Consider the following 16114-nt stretch of genomic DNA (forward strand, 5'->3'; position numbering starts at 1 on the left):
CCTCAGGATAGGGCGGCCGGGCGGTAGGGGACGTGCACCCCGACCGTGGTCGGCCCGCCGACCGGCGACTCCACGCTCAGGATCCCGCGCAGGCCCCGGACGCGCCCGCCGACCCCCTCGAGACCGTGACCGGCGACCGGCGACGCCCCGCCGACTCCGTCGTCCACCACCCAGGCGTCGAGCCATCGCTCCCCCGGAGTGCCGGAGTCGCGGGTGTCGAGATGCACCCGCACCGATCGGGCACCGGAGTGCTTGGAGACGTTGGCGAGCAGCTCGGCGACGACGAAGTAGACGCTGCGCTCGACCTCGGGCGGCACGTCCGCCACGGGGTGCTCGGTGAGGACCTCGACCGGCACCGGGCTGAGCTCGGCGAGCGAGTGCACCGCCGCCTCGAAGCCCCGGTCCTGCAGGATCGGCGGCGCCACTCCGCGGGAGAGGGCGCGCAGCTCGTCGAGCGCGGCGCGCACGTGCTCGCGAGCCTCGTCGACCAGGCGGGCGGCGGACTCCGGGTCGGCGGCGAGTCGGTTGCGGGCCGAGGCCAGGTCCATCTGCACCCGGATCAGGCGCTGCTGCGGGCCGTCGTGGATGTCGCGCTCGAGCCGGCGCAGCGCGCGGTCCTCGGCGGCGACGGCTGCGCCGCGGGAGGCGCTCAGCTCGGCGACCTCTCGCTGGAGCGCCTCCGACTCCCACGGGCCGAGCAGGAGACGGTCGACCAGCCAGTGCAGGAGGGAGAGGCCGCGGGTGGCGAACGGCAGGGTCGAGACGAAGAGGACGGTCGTGGCGACCGTCGCCGCGGCGACCAGTCCCGCCGGAGGCTGCGGGGCGCCCAGCAGAGCGGCCCCGCTCTCGGCCAGCAGGCGGGCCGGACCGGGGGCCCCCGTGAGCGCGGCGGCCACCGTGCCCGGGCCCGCCCAGGTCCACAGCGCGAGGAGCAGTCCGGACAGCAGCGCGAGCACCGGAGCCACGACGAGCGTGTGCAGGAGAGCGAGCCAGTAGTGCCCGTCGATCACCGGACCGTAGAGGGCGAAGGTCGAGGGAGTGACGACGGAGGGCGGTCGCCGCCACTGCGGCCGGGGGACGGCGGGCCGTCCGGCCAGCACGTCGAGGCCGACGGCGGCCCGCGAGAAGAAGCGCGCCGTGTAGAGGGCGGCGGGCAGGAACACCAGGCCGATCAGGACTCCGACGAGCCCGAGCGCGACGGCCAGCGCGACGCCGGCGCAGAAGGCACCGAGGAGGGCGACCGGGATCGCGGCCACCAGCGCGAGCACCTCCCGGGGCAGTCCGCGCCAGAGCCGGAGGTAGGCGCGCGAGGCCTCGCCGAGGGCCGTCGATGCTCCGCTCATCCGCGCCTCCTGTCCGCTCCCGCCGCCGCCGCGACCCGGTCGAGCGTACCGGCGGCACGGCTCCGGGCACCCGGGGGGAAGCCCCCGTGACGCCCCTCCGCGACCGAGGTGAGCCTGTCCTTCACCGGACTGAGCCGAGCCTGCGCTTCCTTGCGGCGCCGAGGGATCTGCGTACTGTTGACGATCAGTCACCCCCTCTCGAAAGGACCAGACGATGTCCACCACGTCCGTCACGTCGCTCACCTCGTCGAACCCGGATGTCGCATCCGGAGTCGCCCAGTTCCTCAGCCCCGTCGTCGTCGAGATGACCGCGCTCGCCGTCAACGGCAAGCAGGCGCACTGGCACGTCCGCGGCGCCAACTTCATCGGCGTCCACGAGCTGCTCGACGCGATCGTCGGCCGCGCCATCGAGTGGGCCGACCTCGCCGCGGAGCGCGTCGTCGCCCTCGGCCTCCCGGTCGACGCCCGCATCCAGACCGTCGCCTCGGCGACGCAGTCCGAACCCCTCACCCCCGGCTTCCAGCGCTCCGAGAACGCGATCGTCGAGATCATCCGCCAGATGGACGTCGCCATCGCGACCGTCAACACGGCGATCGCCGAGCTCGCCGAGATCGACGCGAGCAGCCAGGACGTCGCGATCGAGATCGGCCGCGGCCTCGAGAAGGACCGCTGGTTCCTCTTCGCCCACGTCAGCGAGAGCTGAGCACCACGCCTCGACCGGCCCGCGGATCCTCGGATCCCGCGGGCCGTCGTCGTTCCCCGGCCCGTCCGCGCGATCCGGAGCAGCCGGAGTCGCGACGGGCGCGGGTCAGCCGCCGTGCGTGAAGCGGCCCGCCAGGAGGGTCGCGGCGACCGGCATGGATCGGAGGGCTCCTGCATCGGCGGCGAGCGGATCGCGGTCGACCACCACCAGATCGGCGGGATCGCCGGCCGCGGGCGTGAGCCGGCGCACCCGGGTCGAGGCGACGATCGCCTCCTCGACGCTCACCCGCTGCTCCGGATGCCAGGGCTCGTCGCCCGGCAGCGCCCGCGCGACCGCGGCCGAGATCGCGACCCACGGGTCGAGCGGAGCGACCGGAGCGTCCGAGCCGAGCACCACGCGGGCCCCGGAGTCGAGCAGCGAGCGCAGCGGGAACGCCCGGCCGGTGCGTCCCGGCCAGTACCGCTCCGCCACCTCGCGGTCGTCGAGCGCGTGCGCGGGCTGCACTCCGGCCTCCACGCCGAGCGCGGCGAACCGCGGAAGGTCGGTCTCCGCGAGCAGCTGAGCGTGCTCGATCCGGCCCCCGCCGACCCGGCCGAGCGCGTCCAGAGCCAGCGTCGCCGCGGCGTCTCCGATCGCGTGCACGGTGGAGCGGATGCCCCCGGCGGCCGCGCGGGCGAGCAGCTCGTCCAGCTCGGCGGGCTCCACGGTGAGGACGCCGTTGCCGTCGTGGTCGGCGTAGGGGTGGGCGCAGTAGGCGGTCCTCGTGTTGAGGGAGCCGTCGATCAGGACCTTGAGCGGGCCCATCCGCAGCAGGCCGTCACCGCCGTCGAGTTCGTCGCCAGTGCGCAGTCCCTCCGCGAGGGCGCGGTCGAGGTGGTCGCGGTAGACGCCGGTGTCGACGCGGAGGGAGCGTGCTCCGCCAGCGACGCGACGGGGCCAGTCCCCCACATTCCAGCGCATCTCGAGGTCGACGACGCCGACCACCCCGCGAGCCGCAGCCCGCCGCGCCGCCGCGTCGGCGAGTGCGTCGAGCTCGTCGTCGCCGAGGGCGCCGAGTGCGGTGACGAGCTCGAAGCAGGCGTCCTCGCGCAGCAGCTCGGGCTCGGGAGCGACGGCGTAGCGCCGGTACGCGGCGGAGTTCAGCCAGGCGCAGTGCAGGTCGCCGCTGATCAGCACGACGGGCCGCTCCGGAGAGACCTCGTCCAGGAGCGCGGTCGTCGGCGGCTCCGGCCAGAGGCCGTCGCGGAAGCCGAAGCCGATCAGCGTGCCGGTACCGGGCTCCTCCGCCAGGCGACGTCGGACCGCGTCCGCCGTTCCGCGGGCCGAGTCGGCTGACGAGACGTCCAGGCGCGGGGCCGTCATCGCCCACTGGGAGAAGTGGACGTGCTCGTCCCAGAGGCCGGGGAGCACCCAGCGCCCGTCGAGGTCGCGCACCTCGTCGCCCGGGGCGGCGGCGGCGTCCGGTCCGACCGCTTCCACGCGGCCGTCGCGCAGGAGCACGGCACCGGGTCGGGACGAGCCGAGGAGGCGGGCGCCCCGGAGCAGGAGACCGCCGGTCATCGGGCGGCCTCGCGGAGCGCGGGGCGGACGGCTCGGCGGGTGCGCGACCGGGCGGACCGCTCTCCACCCGCGCTCACGACTGGCACACCGGGCACCAGTAGAGCTTGCGCGCGCCGATCTCCTCGAGCAGCACGTTCGTGCCGCAGACGCGGCAGGGCAGGCCCTCGCGCTTGTAGACGTAGTTGCGCTCGGCGCGGCTGCGGACGGCTTTCGAGCGCTCGGTCTTCGTCAGGCCGCGGCGCGTGATCATCATCCCGGTCCGGATGCCGTCCTCGAGCAGGTCCGCCCAGTCCCGCCACAGCTCCTGTGCGAGCTCCAGCGGCACCTGCTTGCCGGGAGTGTGCGGGTCGAGGCCGGCGCGGTAGAGCAGCTCCGCGCGGTAGATGTTGCCGATGCCACTGACCACGGACTGGTCCATCAGCACCAGCCCGACCGGCGTCGCCGTCCTGCGGAGCCGGTTCACGAAGCGGTCGCGCGCCTCGTCGGAGTCGTCGTCGGCCGGATCCGGACCGAGGCGGGCGAGGAGGGCCTCCACCTGGGCGGGATCCATCACCTCGCAGGCGGTGGGGCCGCGCAGGTCGGCGACCGTCTCCTCCGTCATGATGCGCACGCGCACCGCGCCCACGGGCGGCGGCGGGAACTCGTCGAGATCGGAGTCGGTCTCGTGCTCCGTCTCGGAGAGGCGCACGGCGCGGCGGCGCCGGGGAGCGCCGATGCTGCTGCCGGCCTTGCCGTCCGGGAACAGCGGCGAGACGTGCCCGAGGAAGTCCCACGCACCGTAGAGGCCGAGGTGGACGTGCAGCGTCAGGTCGCCCTCGAAGCGCAGCAGCAGGTGCTTGCCGACGGCCGTGGACTCGAGGACCTCGCGCCCGTCGAGGAGCGCGGCTCCCTCGGTGAAGCGGCCCTGGGGGCTGCTGGTCGTAACGCGGTGCCCGACGACGTCGCGCTCGAACTGCAGGGCGATCCGGTGGACGGAGTGCCCCTCGGGCACTCAGCGCTCCTTCGCGGCGGAGTCGACGACCCGGCCGGCGATGTCGCCGGTGGCCTCGTACTCGGCGAGCTGCGCGATGCGGCGCACGTGCCGCTCCTCGAAGGTGAAGGGCTCGGCGACGAACGCGTCGATGAAGCCGGTGGCCTCCTCGACGGAGTGCTGGCGGGCCCCGATCGAGATGACGTTCGCGTCGTTGTGCTGGCGGGCCAGCACGGCGGTGCTCAGGTTCCACACGAGTGCCGCGCGCACGCCCGCGACCTTGTTCGCCGCGATCTGCTCGCCGTTGCCCGAGCCGCCGAAGACGACGCCGAGAGCCTCGACCCCCGCCTCCTGATCGCGGACGACCGCGGCGGCGGCGTTGATGCAGAAGGACGGGTAGTCGTCCAGCGGGTCGTAGGACGTGGGGCCGTGGTCGATCACGTCATGACCGGCGGCGCCGAGGTGCTCGATCAGGTGACGGCTGAAGTCCAGCCCTGCGTGGTCCGTGGCGATGTGGATGCGCACGAGAGAACTCCTCCGGAAGAGCCGTCTGGGGCCCGCGGTGCCCGGGCCGGGAGCCAGAGTACCGCGGGTCGGCTCAGTCGAACTGCGGGTCGCGGGTCCGCGAGCGCTTGAGCTCGAAGAAGCCGTCGAAGGAGGCGGCGGCGACGATGCCGTCCCAGAGGGTCAGCGCCTGCTCGCCCCTCGGGATCGGCGAGATGACGGGGCCGAAGAAGGCGACGTCGCCGATCGCGATGACCGGGGTGCCGACGTCCTGGCCGACCCGCTCGATCCCGTCGAAGTGGGAGGCGCGCATCGGCTCGTCGTACTCGTCCGAGTCGGCGTGGGCGGCGAGCTCCGCAGGCAGGCCGAGCTCGGCGAGCGACTCGGCGATCACCGCGTCGACGTCGGTGCGCCCGCCCGGGTGGATCCGGGTGCCGAGCGCGTCGTAGAGCGGCTTGACGTGCTCGCGGCCCTCGCGCTCGGCGACGGCGGCGACCAGGCGGGTGTATCGCAGCGCGCGCGGGAGGAAGGCGCGGTACGAGTCGTCCACGTCCTTGTCCTCGTTGAGGACGGCGAGGCTCATGATGTGCCACTGCACGTCGAGGTCGCGCGCGGGGGTCACCTCGTCCACGAATCGCGAGGTCATCCAGGCCCACGGGCAGGAGGGGTCGAACCAGAAGTCCACAGAGGTCATGGGGACACGCTACGCCGCTCGCGGCGGCCGCGTCCGCGCTCCCCGGCGGCTCCGCAGGATCGGCGCCACGGGGCTCCACGGCGGGTCCCGGCAGCTCTAGGGTGGATCGGCGGCGCCCGCACCCCGGCGCCCGCGGCAGCGCCCGAGACGAACGGATGGAGCACCCCCGTGCCAGGAGACAACCTCACCCGGAGCGAGGCGCAGGAGCGCGCCTCGCTGATCCAGGTCCACGACTACGACATCGCCCTCGACCTGACCCGGGGAGCCGAGACCTTCCTCAGCACGACCACGGTGCGCTTCTCCTCCGCCGAGGGCGCCTCGAGCTTCATCGACGCCGTCACGGGCACGGTCCACTCCGTCACCCTCAACGGCGCGGAGCTCGACCCCGCCGACGTCGCCGACGGCGTCCGGATCCGCCTCGACTCCCTGGCTGCGGACAACGAGCTCACCGTCGTCGCCGACATGCTCTACACCAACACGGGCGAGGGCCTGCACCGCTTCGTCGACCCCGTCGACGGCGAGGTGTACCTGTACTCGCAGTTCGAGGTGCCCGACTCCCGCCGCGTCTTCGCGGTGTTCGAGCAGCCGGACCTCAAGGCCGAGTTCCGCTTCACCGTCACCGCGCCCGCGCAGTGGCAGGTCGTGTCGAACCAGCCCACTCCCGAGCCGGTCCCGGCGGGCGAGGGGATCGCGACTTGGAGCTTCGAGCCCACCCCGCGCATCTCCTCCTACATCACGGCCCTCGTCGCCGGACCCTACGTGGTCGAGACCGACTCGCTCGTCTCCTCCGACGGCCGCACCATCCCGCTGGGGGTCTTCGCCCGGGCCTCGCTCGCGCCCTTCCTCGACGCCGACTACGTGTTCGAGAAGACGAAGCAGGGCTTCGCCTTCTACGAGGAGAAGTTCGGCGTCCCGTACCCGTTCGCGAAGTACGACCAGCTGTTCGTCCCCGAGTTCAACGCCGGCGCGATGGAGAACGCGGGAGCGGTGACCTTCACCGAGACCTACGTGTTCCGCTCGAAGGTGACGGACGCGATCAAGGAGCGCCGGGTCGTCACGATCCTCCACGAGCTCGCCCACATGTGGTTCGGCGACCTGGTCACGATGAAGTGGTGGAACGACCTCTGGCTCAACGAGTCGTTCGCCGAGTACGCCTCCACCCTCGCCACCGCGGAGGCGACGGAGTGGACCGAGGCGTGGACCACCTTCGCCGCGATGGAGAAGAGCTGGGCCTACCGCCAGGACCAGCTGCCCTCGACCCACCCGATCGTCGCGACCATCAACGACCTCGAGGACGTCCAGGTCAACTTCGACGGCATCACCTACGCCAAGGGCGCCTCGGTGCTCAAGCAGCTCGTCGCGTGGGTCGGCGAGAAGGAGTTCCTCGCCGGCGTCCACGAGTACTTCGTCAAGCACGCCTTCTCGAACACGGAGCTGCGCGACCTGCTGGTCGAGCTGGAGGCCACCAGCGGGCGCGACCTCACCGAGTGGTCGGCGCAGTGGCTCGAGACGGCCGGCGTGAACACGCTCCGCCCCGAGATCGCGGTCGACGAGAGCGGAGCGATCGCGTCCTTCGCGATCCTGCAGACCGCGGTCGAGGAGTACCCGACGATCCGCCCGCACCGCCTGGCGATCGGCCTGTACGACTTCGAGGGCGAGCGCCTCGTCCGCGTCGACCGCCTCGAGCTGGACGTCGACGGGGAGCGCACCGAGGTGCCCGAGCTGATCGGCCGCACCCGTCCGGCGCTCGTGCTGCTCAACGACGACGACCTCGCCTACGCGAAGGTCCGCCTCGACGACGCCTCGCTCGCTGTGGCCGTCGAGCACCTCGCGAGCATCGACAGCCCCCTGGCCCGCTCGCTGGTCTGGGGCTCGGTCTGGGACTCGACCCGCGACGCCGAGTCGGCGCCGCGCGACTTCGTCCGCCTCGTCCTGGGCAACGTCGCGACCGAGACCGAGTCCACGACCCTGCGGACGGTGCTCAACCAGCTCGTCGCCACCGCCACCCAGTACGTCGCTCCGGAGTACCGGGCCGAGGTCCTCGAGGAGGCGGGCGATCAGCTGTGGACGCTCGCGCAGAGCGCCGAGCCGGGCAGCGACGCGCAGTTCCAGTTCGTGAAGTTCTTCGCCGCGATCGCGTCCACCCCGGCGCACCTCGAGGCCGTGCAGGCGCTGCTCGACGGCTCCACCGCTCTCGACGGCCTCGACATCGACACCGACCTCGGCTGGGAGCTGCTGATCGCTCTCGTCGCCGGCGGGCGGGCCGGTGCGGACGACATCGACGCGGCGCTCGCCTCGGACAACACGGCGACCGGCCAGCAGTCGGCCGCGCACGCCCGTGCCGCACTGCCGACCGCGGAGGCGAAGCACGCGGCGTGGGACTCCGTCACGGCCGACGACTCGGCACCGAACACGATCGTCCGCTCGACGGGCCTGGGCTTCCAGCGCGCCGCCGACCCGCGCCTGCTCGACGCGATGGTCCCGGTCTACTTCGACGCCCTCCGCTCCCTCTGGGAGTCGAAGAGCTACAAGATCGCCGAGTACCTGGTCGTCGGCTTCTACCCGGCCGCCACGCCCTCGCAGGAGATCGTCGACGCCACCCGCGCCTGGCTCGACGCGAACCCGGAGGTCCCGGCGCTGCGCCGACTCGTGATCGAGAACCTGGCCGGCGTGGAGCGTGCGCTCCGCGCCCAGGAGCGCGACACCCGGGGCTGACAGCGAGCCGCCCGGTCCCCCGGCGCTGCGGGACCGGGCGGCTCTCCCCGCTCCCGGCGCCTAGCGTTGCGGGACCGAGCGGCGCTCCGGCCCGTCATAGGCGGACAGCGGCCGGATGAGCGCGTTCGAGCCCCGCTGCTCGATCACGTGGGCCGTCCAGCCCACCACCCGCGCGGCGACGAACAGCGGAGTGAAGATCCCGGTGTCGAAGCCCATCAGCCGGTAGGCGGGGCCGGACGGGTAGTCGAGGTTCGGCAGGATGCCCGTCCGCTCGGCCATCGCCGCGGCCAGAGCGTCGTACAGCTCCATCATCTCGCCGGCCCCCTCGTGCTCGGCGAGCCGCCGGAGAGCGGCGTCCATGGTCGGCACCCGCGAGTCGCCCGACTTGTAGACCCGGTGGCCGAACCCCATGACCTTCCGGCGCTGTCCGAGAGCCTCGGCGAGCCACTCGCGGGACCGCCGGTCCGCCTCCGGTCCGGTGCCGACCTCGTCGAGCACGTGCAGCACGGCCTCGTTCGCCCCGCCGTGGAGCGGTCCCTTGAGCGCTCCCACGGCGGCGGTCACGGCGGAGTGGACGTCCGACAGCGTCGACGTCACGACGCGGGCCGTGAAGGTCGAGGCGTTGAAGGAGTGCTCGGCGTAGAGCACCAGCGAGACGCGGAACGCGTCGACGACGACCGGCTCCGGCACCTCGCCGAAGGTCGTCCAGAGGAAGTTCTCGGAGTAGTCGAGGTCGTCGCGCGGATCGATCGGCTCGAGGCCGCGCAGGCGGCGCTGAGCGTAGGCGACGATCGCCGGCAGTGCCGCCCAGAGCCGCACGGAGCGCTCCAGCACGGCCTCGGCAGCGTCGGCGTCCGGATCCTCCTCGAGCGCGCCCAGGACGCTCACCGCCGTCCGCACCACGTCCATCGGGTGCGCCGACAGCGGCAGCAGGTCGATCACGGTGCGCACCTCGGGGGCCAGGGCGCGGTGGGCCCGCTCCACGGCGGCCAGCCCGGCCGCCTCCTCCGCAGTGGGGAGCTCGCCGTGCCAGAGCAGCCAGGCCACGTCCTCGAACGAGGTCCCCGCCGCGAGCTCCTGCACGGGGTAGCCGCGGTAGAGCAGCGAGTTCGACGCCGGGTCGACCTTCGAGACGGCCGTCGTGTCGACGACGACCCCCACGAGTCCCTTGCGGATGTCCTGATCGGTCGTGCTCATCCTTCGCTCCTTCGCGAGAGGCGGGCGGCGGCACCGGGGAGCGCCGCCGGTTCGTGCGGGTCGGCGCGCTCAGGCGCCGTAGTGGTCGGCGAGCGAGAAGTCGAAGACGCCCTCGTCGAAGCGGCTGTACGAGGCGTAGTCGAGGAGCTCGTAGAGCTCGGCGCGCGTCTGCATGCCCGCGACCTCCGAGCGGAGCGAGCCCTCCGCTTTGAGGGCGTCGAGTGCCCGCATCGCGGCGCCCATCGCGATCCGGAGCAGCGAGACCGGGTGGATCACGACGTTCACGCCGACGTCGGCGAGCTGCTGCGCGGTGAACAGCTCGCTCTTGCCGAACTCGGTCATGTTGGCGAGGATCGGCACGTCGATCGCGGCGCGCACGGCCTCGAACTCGGACAGGTCGCGCATCGCCTCGGGGAACACCGCGTCTGCTCCGGCGTCGACGAGGCGCTTGGCGCGGTCGATCGCGGCCGGCAGGCCGTCGAGGGCGCGGATGTCGGTGCGGGCCATGATCACCAGGTCGGAGTCGCGGCGCGCGTCGACGGCCGCCGCGATCCTCCGCACCGAGGTCGCCTCGTCGACGACCGCCTTGCCGTCGAGGTGCCCGCAGCGCTTCGGGTTCACCTGGTCCTCGATGTGCAGCCCCGCGACTCCGGCGTCCTCGAGCATCTGCACCGTCCGCGCGACGTTCAGCGGCTCGCCGAAGCCGGTGTCCGCGTCGACGAGGACCGGCAGGTCGGTCAGGCGCGCGATCTGCTGCGAGCGGCCGGCCACCTCGCTGAGCGTGGTGAGCCCGATGTCCGGCAGCCCCAGCTCGGCCGAGAGCACGGCGCCCGAGACGTAGATCCCGTCGAAGCCCTTCGCCTCGATGAGGCGCGCGGAGAGCGGAGTGAACGCGCCGGGCAGCTGCAGCAGCTCGCCCGAGGCGAGGCGCTCGCGGAAGAGGCGGCGCTTCTCGGCGGGAGTCCGGGTGGAGTGGAGCATCGGGCGTCCTTCCCAGGGCGGTGTCCGGGTCCGAGCGGACCCGCCTCGAATCTATACGCGCTCGGGGCTCGTGCACCCGTCTCGGAGGGAGGCGTCCCGTAGCCTGGAGCGGTCATGCTGCTTCTTCAGACCTCCACCCCGGACCCTGTCGCCGCCACCGTCTCCTTCTTCGAGTCCGAGCCCTTCTGGAAGGTGGTCGCGATCCTCGGGATCGTGCTGGGCGCGCTGCTGGTGCGCGTCATCGCCCACTTCGTGATCGGCCGCGTCGTCGACCAGATCGTGTCGGGAGTGAAGCGCCGCCAGCGCGTCGAGGACACCCAGTCGATCGCCGCGTCGCCGCTCGCGGCCGTGCGGGTGGTGCAGCGCACGCGCACGCTCGGGTCGATCCTCAACAACCTGAGCTCGATCCTGATCGTCGTCATCGCCCTGGTCATGATCGTGACGACGATCGACAAGGACCTCATCGGCTCCTTCGCCCTGCTGACGGCCGCCCTCGGCGCGGGCCTCGGCTTCGGCGCGCAGAACATCGTCAAGGACGTCCTCAACGGGCTGTTCATGGTCGCGGAGGACCAGCTCGGGGTCGGCGACGTCGTCGACACCGGGCAGGCGACGGGCGTGGTCGAGTCGGTCGGCGTCCGGGTGACGCAGATCCGCGACGTCAACGGCACCCTCTGGTTCGTCCGCAACGGCGAGATCGTCCGGGTCGGGAACATGTCGCAGGGCTGGTCGCGCGTCATCGTCGACCTGGCCGTGCCCTACGAGACGGACCTCGAGCAGGTGCAGTCCACGGTCCTCGCGACCGCGAACGAGCTGGCGGCGAGCAGCCGCTGGCGGGCCCGGATCATCGACAAGCCCGAGCTCTGGGGCCTGGAGTCCATCGCCGACGACGCCCTGGTCATCCGGGTCGTGGTCAAGACCCGCACCACCGCCAAGGACGACGTCGCCCGCGAGCTGCGCCTGCGCCTGAAGAAGTCGCTCGACGCGCTCGACGTGAAGCTCCCCTCGCTGGCCACCGTCGTCCTCGAGGGCTTCGAGGGGGCGACGAGCGTCGGAGGCGCCAAGCCGCCGCGGACCACGCCCTCCCCCACGATCAGCACCGAGCACGGCAAGCCCGTGCGGCTCCCCCGCGCGCTGCGGCGCGGGAGCGGGACGCCGCCCCAGGACGGCGGCGGCACCTCCGGCCCGACGGGAGCGCGCTCGTGAGCGGCCTGCAGATCGGCGGCACGCCTCCGCTGCGCAGCTTCTGGGAGCACATCGGCGGCCGGCCGACGTTCGAGCGCCTGGTCCGCCGCTTCTACGAGGGCGTCCGCGAGGACGAGGTGCTCTGGCCGATGTACCCCGAGCACGACCTCGAGGGCGCGATCCAGCGGCTGACCGGCTTCCTCGAGCAGTACTGGGGCGGCCCGGGCACCTACAGCGAGGAGCGCGGCCACCCGCGCCTGCGGATGCGGCACCAGCCGTTCCGGATCAACCCCGAGGCCCGCGACCACTGGCTCCAGCACATGCGGACGGCCGTCGACGATCTCGAGCTCGCTCCGGCCGACGACGCCCTGCTCTGGGACTACCTGGAGCGCGCCGCCCACGCGATGGTGAACACCTTCGAGGAGTAGCCGCTCAGCCCGGGGTGCGGACCAGCACGTGTCCGCGCCGTGAGGTGAGGCGGCGCCAGGCGCCGCTCTCGAGCAGGGCGACCGGGTCGTCGGCGCCGAGGAACCCGAGCGCGAAGAGGGCGAACGCCGCTCCCGCCGGGACGTCCTCGAGGCCGTCGAGCGGGCGGCCCCAGACGCTCGACCGCACGCGGCCGACGATCTGCTCGCCCGTCTCGGAGCCGACGGCCGCCGCGATCTCGTCGATCCCCTCGCGCGCGACGCGCTCCAGGAAGCCCGGGTCCACGGGCTCGCGCCGGGTCCAGCCGCCGCGGGGCGGGGAGACGCCCGCCCAGGGCCCCGCCGTCGCGTCGTCGCCGTCGGGCAGGACGACCGGCTTGCCGTCCGCTCCGCCCGGCTCCCACTGCAGGCGGGCGAGGCGGTCCGACAGCGCACGGATCGGCACGATCCGGTCGAAGCCGGCGGGCTCGTCGAGCGCGAAGACGCGCAGGCCCAGCACGGTCGCGGAGCGGTCGAGCAGACCGCGGGGCTGGAGGATCGGCGTGTAGGCGGCCAGCACGTGGTCGTCGGCGAGGAGCCGGACCGCACCGTCCTCGACCCGGGCCGAACGGCCGAGGAAGACGCGCAGATCCGACAGGCTGGGCGGATCCGCCAGGGAGAAGGACGAACTCATCGCGTCGATAAACTTACCCGAGGCCGCTCGCCCCACCGCCCGACACCCCGGAGGTACCGTGCCCGATCCCCTGTCCTCGTTCCTCACCGCGCTCGACCTGACGGACACCGGCGCCCGCACCAGCGAGGACATCTCGACGGGTCCCTCGCAGTGGATGCCCGAGGGGCGGGTCTTCGGCGGCCAGGTCCTCGCGCAGTCGCTCATCGCGGCCGGTCGCACCGTCGAGGGGCGCTCCGTGCACTCGATGCACGGGTACTTCCTCCGCCCCGGGGACGTCTCCCTGCCGATCACGTTCTCGGTCGACCGGATCCACGACGGCCGCTCCTTCTGCACCCGTCGGACGCAGGCCTACCAGAACGGACGCCCCATCCTCTCGATGATCGCCTCGTTCCAGACCGAGGACGAGGGCCTCGATCACCAGGCGCCGATGCCGGAGGGGATCCCCGACCCGGAGTCGCTGCCGAGCACCGCTGAGATCCTCGCGGGGGTCGACCACCCGGTCGGCAGCTTCTGGGCCACGCAGCGCCCCTTCGACGTGCGGCACGTCGAGCAGCCGGTGTACCTCCGGGCCGACCCCGAGCGGGTCGCGCACCAGAGCGTGTGGATGCGCTCGCTCGGACCACTGCCGGACGATCCGATGCTGCACCGCGCCGCCCTCGCCTACGCGAGCGACTACACGATCCTCGAATCCACGCTCCGCCGGCACGGTGCGGCCTGGACGACGCCCGGCCTGCGGATCGCGAGTCTCGACCACGCGATGTGGTGGCACCGCCCCGCGCGCGTAGACCAGTGGCTCCTCTACGTGCAGGAGGCGCCGAGCGCGTCCGGCGGACGCGGGCTCTCGCTCGGGCGCATCTACACGCAGGAGGGCGTGCTCGTGGCGAGCGTCGCCCAGGAGGGCATGGTCCGCGTCCCCCTGGGCTGAGCTCAGCCCCGCTTCGAGAAGGTGATGGGCTCCTCGACGTAGGGGCCCCACGCCTCGCGGAGCTCCTCCGGGATGCGCTGGGGCCTGCCCGTCGCGGCCGTGACCAGCACCAGAGTGGTGGCCGCCTTCGTGAAGAGCACCCGCGGGACGACGCCGGCGGGCGAGTAGAGCTCGTAGCAGACCTCGAGGCTCGCCCCGCCGATCCGCCCGATCCACAGCTCCACGTCGATCGGCGCGCGCATGTACGGGATCGGCGCGAGGTACTCGATCTCCTGCCGGGCGATGAGGCTGATCGACTCGGCGCCCGGCCGTGCGTCGAGCACCGCCGTCGCCATCCCGCCGGGCTGCGGCGAGTCCGGCTTCCAGAACGCCTGGATGCGCGCCTCCTCGAGCAGGCGCAGCATCTCGGCGTTGTTCACGTGCGCGTAGGCGTCGAAGTCCGACCAGCGCAGCGGGATGGCGACGTGCAGGCGCATCAGTCGCGGGTGAGCTTGCGGTACGCGGAGCGGTGCGGCTTCGCCGCGTCCGGGCCGAGGCGCTCGATCTTGTTCTCCTCGTACGCCTCGAAGTTGCCCTCGAACCAGTACCAGTTGGCCGGGTCCTCCTCGGTGCCCTCGTAGGCGAGGATGTGGGTCGCGATCCGGTCGAGGAACCACCGGTCGTGAGTGATGACCACGGCGCAGCCCGGGAACTCGAGGAGCGCGTTCTCGAGGCTGCCCAGGGTCTCGACGTCGAGGTCGTTGGTGGGCTCGTCGAGCAGGAGCAGGTTGCCGCCCTGCTTGAGCGTCAGCGCGAGGTTGAGGCGGTTCCGCTCGCCGCCGGAGAGGACGCCGGCCTTCTTCTGCTGGTCCGGGCCCTTGAAGCCGAACTGCGAGACGTAGGCGCGGGAGGGGATCTCGGTCTTCCCGACGGTGATGTAGTCGTGCCCGTCGGAGACGACCTCCCACAGGTTCTTCTGCGGGTCGATGCCGCCGCGGCTCTGGTCGACGTAGGAGATGTCGACCGTCTCGCCGATCTTCAGGTCGCCCGAGTCGAGCGGCTCGAAGCCGACGATCGTCTTGAAGAGCGTGGTCTTGCCGACGCCGTTCGGGCCGATGACGCCGACGATGCCGTTGCGGGGCAGCGTGAAGCTGAGGTCGTCGATGAGGACGCGCTCGCCGAACTGCTTGTGCAGCTTCTTCGCGTCGATGACCTGGGAGCCCAGACGGGGGCCCACCGGGATGACGATCTCCTCGAAGTCGAGCACGCGCGTCTTCTCGGCCTCGGCCGCCATCTCCTCGTAGCGCGCCAGGCGCGCCTTCGACTTGGCCTGACGGCCCTTGGCGTTGCTGCGCACCCAGTCGAGCTCGGTGGTGAGCCGCTTGGCGAGCTTGGCGTCCTTCTTGCCCTGAACCTCCAGGCGGGCGCTCTTCTTCTCGAGGTACGTCGAGTAGTTGCCCTCGTAGGGGTAGAGGTGTCCGCGATCGACCTCGGCGATCCACTCCGCGACGTTGTCGAGGAAGTACCGGTCGTGGGTGACGGCGAGCACGGCGCCGGGGTACTTCGAGAGGAACTGCTCGAGCCAGAGCACGCTCTCGGCGTCGAGGTGGTTGGTGGGCTCGTCGAGCAGCAGCAGGTCGGGCTTCTGCAGGAGGAGCTTGGTGAGCGCCACGCGGCGCTTCTCGCCACCCGAGAGGTTGGTGACGAGGGAGTCCCCCGGCGGGGTGCGCAGCGCGTCCATCGCCTGCTCCAGCTGCGAGTCCAGGTCCCAGGCGTCGGCGGCGTCGATCGCCTCCTGCAGGGTCCCCATCTCGGCGAGGAGACTGTCGAAGTCGGCGTCCGGGTCGGCCATCGCGAGGGAGATCTCGTTGAAGCGGTCGATCTTGCCCTTGATCTCGCCCACGCCCTCCTGGACGTTCTCGAGTACCGTCTTGGTCTCGTCGAGCTCGGGCTCCTGCATCAGGATGCCGACGGTGTAGCCCGGGCTGAGCCGCGCCTCGCCGTTGCTCGGCGTGTCCAGCCCCGCCATGATCTTCAGGATCGTCGACTTGCCGGCGCCGTTGGGCCCGACCACGCCGATCTTCGCTCCCGGCAGGAACGACATGGTGACGTCGTCCAGGATCAGCTTGTCGCCGACCGCCTTCCGCGCGCGCACCATCGAGTAGATGTATTCAGCCATGCCCAGTCCTCAAGTCCGTCGGTCTGCGCGGAGTCGGGTCGCCCGCCGGTCCCCTGCTCCGCGCGGAGGCGCTGACGGAGGCTC

At 72.3% G+C, this 16114-nt stretch carries 15 protein-coding genes; 5 read left to right on the forward strand and 10 right to left on the reverse strand.

Annotated features, from left to right (window positions below; translation table 11 throughout):
* Positions 1 to 2: 2 nt before the first annotated feature.
* Positions 3 to 1343, reverse strand: coding sequence for a histidine kinase (locus C5C46_RS11030; protein ID WP_104226730.1), 1341 nt, complete (start codon positions 1341 to 1343; stop codon positions 3 to 5).
* Positions 1344 to 1557: 214 nt separating this feature from the next.
* Between C5C46_RS11030 and C5C46_RS11035 the strand changes: the two genes are divergently transcribed.
* Positions 1558 to 2046 (forward strand): Dps family protein, encoded by a 489-nt coding sequence (locus tag C5C46_RS11035; RefSeq protein WP_104226731.1) that lies wholly within the window; start codon positions 1558 to 1560, stop codon positions 2044 to 2046.
* A gap of 105 nt (positions 2047 to 2151) precedes the next feature.
* On the opposite strand, the gene C5C46_RS11040 is transcribed toward C5C46_RS11035, so the two are convergent.
* The 4 genes from C5C46_RS11040 to C5C46_RS11055 all read right to left on the reverse strand — a co-directional run bounded on the left by C5C46_RS11040 (position 2152) and on the right by C5C46_RS11055 (position 5774).
* Entirely contained in the window at positions 2152 to 3606 is a 1455-nt protein-coding gene (locus tag C5C46_RS11040; RefSeq protein ID WP_104226732.1) for an amidohydrolase, read from the reverse strand.
* 73 nt (positions 3607 to 3679) lie between these two features.
* Positions 3680 to 4597: an Fpg/Nei family DNA glycosylase gene (locus tag C5C46_RS11045; protein WP_104226733.1), complete on the reverse strand. Its 918-nt coding sequence runs from the start codon at positions 4595 to 4597 to the stop codon at positions 3680 to 3682.
* Complete coding sequence (locus tag C5C46_RS11050) at positions 4598 to 5101, reverse strand: ribose-5-phosphate isomerase (RefSeq protein ID WP_104223700.1); 504 nt, start codon at positions 5099 to 5101, stop codon at positions 4598 to 4600.
* Positions 5102 to 5174: 73 nt separating this feature from the next.
* Positions 5175 to 5774, reverse strand: coding sequence for a DsbA family protein (locus C5C46_RS11055; RefSeq protein WP_104223701.1), 600 nt, complete (start codon positions 5772 to 5774; stop codon positions 5175 to 5177).
* A 168-nt stretch (positions 5775 to 5942) separates the two neighbouring features.
* Between C5C46_RS11055 and pepN the strand changes: the two genes are divergently transcribed.
* Complete coding sequence (pepN, locus tag C5C46_RS11060) at positions 5943 to 8489, forward strand: aminopeptidase N (RefSeq protein ID WP_104226734.1); 2547 nt, start codon at positions 5943 to 5945, stop codon at positions 8487 to 8489.
* 60 nt (positions 8490 to 8549) lie between these two features.
* Here the strand turns inward: pepN and C5C46_RS11065 are convergent, their stop codons facing one another.
* Together C5C46_RS11065 and prpB are read right to left on the reverse strand one after the other, a co-directional pair.
* The gene (locus C5C46_RS11065; protein ID WP_104226735.1) at positions 8550 to 9686 is read right to left on the reverse strand and encodes a bifunctional 2-methylcitrate synthase/citrate synthase; all 1137 of its coding nucleotides are present in this window, start codon (positions 9684 to 9686) and stop codon (positions 8550 to 8552) included.
* Between the two features lie 69 nt (positions 9687 to 9755).
* On the reverse strand, positions 9756 to 10667 hold the full coding sequence (gene prpB, locus C5C46_RS11070; protein WP_104226736.1) for a methylisocitrate lyase: 912 nt from the start codon (positions 10665 to 10667) through the stop codon (positions 9756 to 9758).
* A 114-nt stretch (positions 10668 to 10781) separates the two neighbouring features.
* Here prpB and C5C46_RS11075 point away from each other — a divergent pair, with 114 nt between their 5' ends.
* Both C5C46_RS11075 and C5C46_RS11080 read left to right on the forward strand, forming a co-directional pair.
* On the forward strand, positions 10782 to 11870 hold the full coding sequence (locus C5C46_RS11075) for a mechanosensitive ion channel family protein (protein ID WP_104223705.1): 1089 nt from the start codon (positions 10782 to 10784) through the stop codon (positions 11868 to 11870).
* Positions 11867 to 12277 carry a globin gene (locus C5C46_RS11080; RefSeq protein ID WP_279630823.1) on the forward strand — a complete coding sequence of 137 codons (411 nt, stop codon included), beginning with the start codon at positions 11867 to 11869 and terminating at the stop codon, positions 12275 to 12277. Before C5C46_RS11075 ends, C5C46_RS11080 begins: the two co-directional genes overlap by 4 nt.
* A gap of 4 nt (positions 12278 to 12281) precedes the next feature.
* Here C5C46_RS11080 and C5C46_RS11085 read toward each other — a convergent pair whose 3' ends face one another.
* A complete protein-coding gene (locus C5C46_RS11085; protein WP_104226737.1) occupies positions 12282 to 12947 on the reverse strand; it encodes a hypothetical protein in 666 nt (221 codons plus the stop codon).
* A gap of 58 nt (positions 12948 to 13005) precedes the next feature.
* Here C5C46_RS11085 and C5C46_RS11090 point away from each other — a divergent pair, with 58 nt between their 5' ends.
* The gene (locus C5C46_RS11090) at positions 13006 to 13872 is read left to right on the forward strand and encodes an acyl-CoA thioesterase II (protein ID WP_244230637.1); all 867 of its coding nucleotides are present in this window, start codon (positions 13006 to 13008) and stop codon (positions 13870 to 13872) included.
* A 2-nt stretch (positions 13873 to 13874) separates the two neighbouring features.
* Here C5C46_RS11090 and C5C46_RS11095 read toward each other — a convergent pair whose 3' ends face one another.
* Positions 13875 to 14348 (reverse strand): thioesterase family protein, encoded by a 474-nt coding sequence (locus tag C5C46_RS11095; protein ID WP_104223707.1) that lies wholly within the window; start codon positions 14346 to 14348, stop codon positions 13875 to 13877.
* Positions 14348 to 16030: an energy-dependent translational throttle protein EttA gene (gene ettA, locus C5C46_RS11100; RefSeq protein ID WP_104223708.1), complete on the reverse strand. Its 1683-nt coding sequence runs from the start codon at positions 16028 to 16030 to the stop codon at positions 14348 to 14350. Before ettA ends, C5C46_RS11095 begins: the two co-directional genes overlap by 1 nt.
* Positions 16031 to 16114 lie beyond the last annotated feature (84 nt).

Source organism: Rathayibacter sp. AY1E6 (assembly GCF_002931115.1).
Classification (GTDB): Bacteria; Actinomycetota; Actinomycetes; order Actinomycetales; family Microbacteriaceae; genus Rathayibacter.

Bases quoted from the DNA above. Each gene is read 5' to 3' on its own strand.
- C5C46_RS11055 (WP_104223701.1), bottom strand. From the start codon at position 5,774: ATGACCTCTGTGGACTTCTGGTTCGACCCCTCCTGCCCGTGGGCCTGG.
- C5C46_RS11040 (WP_104226732.1), bottom strand. From the start codon at position 3,606: ATGACCGGCGGTCTCCTGCTCCGGGGCGCCCGCCTCCTCGGCTCGTCC.
- C5C46_RS11035 (WP_104226731.1), top strand. From the start codon at position 1,558: ATGTCCACCACGTCCGTCACGTCGCTCACCTCGTCGAACCCGGATGTC.
- C5C46_RS11085 (WP_104226737.1), bottom strand. From the start codon at position 12,947: ATGAGTTCGTCCTTCTCCCTGGCGGATCCGCCCAGCCTGTCGGATCTG.
- C5C46_RS11065 (WP_104226735.1), bottom strand. From the start codon at position 9,686: ATGAGCACGACCGATCAGGACATCCGCAAGGGACTCGTGGGGGTCGTC.
- ettA (WP_104223708.1), bottom strand. From the start codon at position 16,030: ATGGCTGAATACATCTACTCGATGGTGCGCGCGCGGAAGGCGGTCGGC.
- prpB (WP_104226736.1), bottom strand. From the start codon at position 10,667: ATGCTCCACTCCACCCGGACTCCCGCCGAGAAGCGCCGCCTCTTCCGC.
- C5C46_RS11095 (WP_104223707.1), bottom strand. From the start codon at position 14,348: ATGCGCCTGCACGTCGCCATCCCGCTGCGCTGGTCGGACTTCGACGCC.
- C5C46_RS11075 (WP_104223705.1), top strand. From the start codon at position 10,782: ATGCTGCTTCTTCAGACCTCCACCCCGGACCCTGTCGCCGCCACCGTC.
- C5C46_RS11030 (WP_104226730.1), bottom strand. From the start codon at position 1,343: ATGAGCGGAGCATCGACGGCCCTCGGCGAGGCCTCGCGCGCCTACCTC.